Source organism: Pseudomonas sp. ML96, from assembly GCF_000761545.1.
In the GTDB taxonomy this organism is placed as follows: Bacteria; Pseudomonadota; Gammaproteobacteria; order Pseudomonadales; family Pseudomonadaceae; genus Aquipseudomonas.
In genome coordinates this window covers 1-2,448 of record NZ_JPMY01000047.1, presented here as the reverse complement: position 1 = coordinate 2,448, position 2,448 = coordinate 1, and the positions used below count along the sequence as shown (strand labels likewise).

General features: G+C 63.7%; 2 protein-coding genes. Both read right to left on the bottom strand.

Annotated features, from left to right (window positions below):
• A partial coding sequence (locus IP89_RS22650) for a type VI secretion system tip protein VgrG (protein WP_043312253.1) occupies window positions 1-1,745 on the bottom strand: 1,745 nt, incomplete at its 3' end.
• Between the two features lie 139 nt (window positions 1,746-1,884).
• Window positions 1,885-2,403: an Hcp family type VI secretion system effector gene (locus IP89_RS22645; RefSeq protein ID WP_043312252.1), complete on the bottom strand. Its 519-nt coding sequence runs from the start codon at window positions 2,401-2,403 to the stop codon at window positions 1,885-1,887.
• Between the last annotated feature and the right edge of the window lie 45 nt (window positions 2,404-2,448).

Below are 2,448 nucleotides of genomic sequence, written 5' to 3'. Positions count from 1 at the left end.
GCCTCGACGAACTGTCCCGTGCCCAGTTTCACATGCTGCGTAGTGGCCACGGTGAGATGGTCGTTGGCGCGGATCTCGGTCATGCGGTCCTGGTGGATGGTGCGGTGCTCTTCAGCTTTCAGCTCGGTGTAGCTGTTGGCTTCCACGGTGTCGTGGCGTTCGTGGCCGATGCGGATCCTCTGGTCGTGCTCGACGTTCTCGTCCCAGTCCTTCTGGGCGTGGATGTAGATCTGTTCCTGACCTTTCCTGTCCTCGATGCGCAGCTCGTTGTAGCCACCTCCGCCGGGTGAGCTCAGGGTCTTGAACACGGTGCGAGTTTTGTTCGCTGGCAGGTCGTACGGCACCACGTGTTCCTTGTGGTACAGGCAGCCGGTGACCAGCGGCTGATCGGGGTCGCCTTCGAGGAAGGTAACCAGCACTTCCATACCAATGCGCGGAATGGCGATACCACCGTAGCGGTCGCCGGCCCAGCTGGAGCTGACGCGTAGCCAGCAGCTGGTGCTGTCGTCGGCCTGGCCCTCGCGGTCCCAGTGGAACTGTACTTTCACGCGGCCGTATTGGTCGCAGTGGATTTCCTCGCCCTTGGGGCCGGTGACCACCGCGCTCTGGCTGCCGAGGATGCGTGGCTTGGGGTGGTCCAGCGGCGGACGCCAGGGTGTGTCCCAGGGCGTGGCGCTGAAGAGGTTGCGGTAGCCCTGGTTGAAGCCGTCATCGGCTTGTCCAGCTTCCTTGCGGCCACCGAGGAAGCTGGTGATGGACTCTTCCAGCACCTGCGGCTGCTTGCCTTCGTGATGCACTTCATTGAGTAACCACAGCTGGTTCCAGTCCGCACGCGGGTGTTCGCTCAGGCTGAGGAAGTGACCGGTACGCAGCAGCGGCTGATCGCTCTCGCCTTCAGCCAACTGATGATCGCTGCGATGGCGCTCCAGGGCGCGCTGGCTTAGATGCTTGCCTCGCGCACGCTCGGTGAAGCGGCCGGGGTAGTCGTAGTCTTCCAGGTCCGGTTTGGCTTCACCCTTGTGCGCGGCCTCCAGTAGCAGGCGCGGCTTCTCGAAGTCGTAGTCGCGGCGAGTGACGCGGCTGGTGCGGGTGGCCAGGCGCAGGGCGAAGCGCTTGATCACCGGATCGTCCGCCACCAGGCCGGAGTCTTGCTGGTAGGCGGTGGTAGCAAGCTTGGCAAAACCGGTCTGGTCGTCGCCAAACACCAGTACATGGCCGTCGGGCGTGTGCTGGAAGTGATAGTGGATGCCTTCTTCCTCGCATAGGCGCTGGATGAAGTGCAGGTCGCTCTCGTCGTACTGCACGCAGTAGTCGCGGATAGGGTACGTGCCGCCCAGCTGGAAGCGCTGGCCGCTGCCTTCGAGGATGCCGTGGTCGCTCAGTACCTGGGCAACGATCTGCGGCACCGTCAGGTGCTGGAAGATGCGTTGGTTGACCCGATGACCGAGCCAGGCCAGCTGCGGGCGCAAGGTCAGGTGGTAGCGAGTCAGGCGCTGGCCGGAGTCGCCTTGAGCAGCAGCGTGCACCTGAGCATGGATACCCGCACCGTCGGCGCTGAGGGCGAGAAAGGCCGGCTGGCCGAGCAAGGCTTCGAGGTCCAGGTCCGGGCGCTGGCTGACCAGGGTGAGCTCGAACACGAAGGGCTGGCTCAGCGCCTCATGGCCGGTGAACTCGAGCACCTGCAGGTCGTGCTCGACGCCGGGCAGGCTCAGGCTGAAATGCGTCTGGTTGGCGGGGGCGAACATCCTTGTTCCTCTTGCCGAAATGGCAGCGGCCAGGAGGCCTGGCCGCTACGGTACTGCCCGAGTCCTTCGGGCCCAGGCATTCTCGATGATCACGTAGTCGCGCGCCTTGACCCAAGGCGCAAAACGCGCGACCTGGCGATCAGGCGGAGATCGGCGAACGCCAGTCGTCGGAGCCGGAAGTACCGGACACTTCGTGGGTCCAGATGATCTTGCGGTAGGTGAAGTAGACGTCTTCCAGGTGAGTGAAGTGAGCCATGTTCGGGTCCTGGCAGTTGGGCATGCGCGACTGCACGTCGACGATTACCGCGTCTTCCAGCTCAATGGTGTAGTAGTGCTCCTGGGTGCCGGTGGAGGAGGTGCGGTACCACTCCAGGCGGCACTTGTTCAGGCGCTCGCCGGAGGTCAGCGAGTTGAAGATCAGCGGCGAGGACTTGTCGAACACCTTGGTGATCATCAGCGGCTTGTGCACGCGCTGGCCGGTCGGCTGGCCGGACTGCGGGTCACGCGGAATGATCACCTGGTGGTTGAAGGCCTGTACCAGCACCTGATCCTCGTGGCCTTCCTGGAAGATGTTGCCGACCGAGTCCTCGGTGAAGGTACCGGCGGTGATCAGGCCCTGCTTGGTGCCTTCGAGGGTCATATAGGCGGGTGTTGGCATGTTGCGCTCCTTGCATTGAGACGAGGACCGGATCGGTCCGGGAGC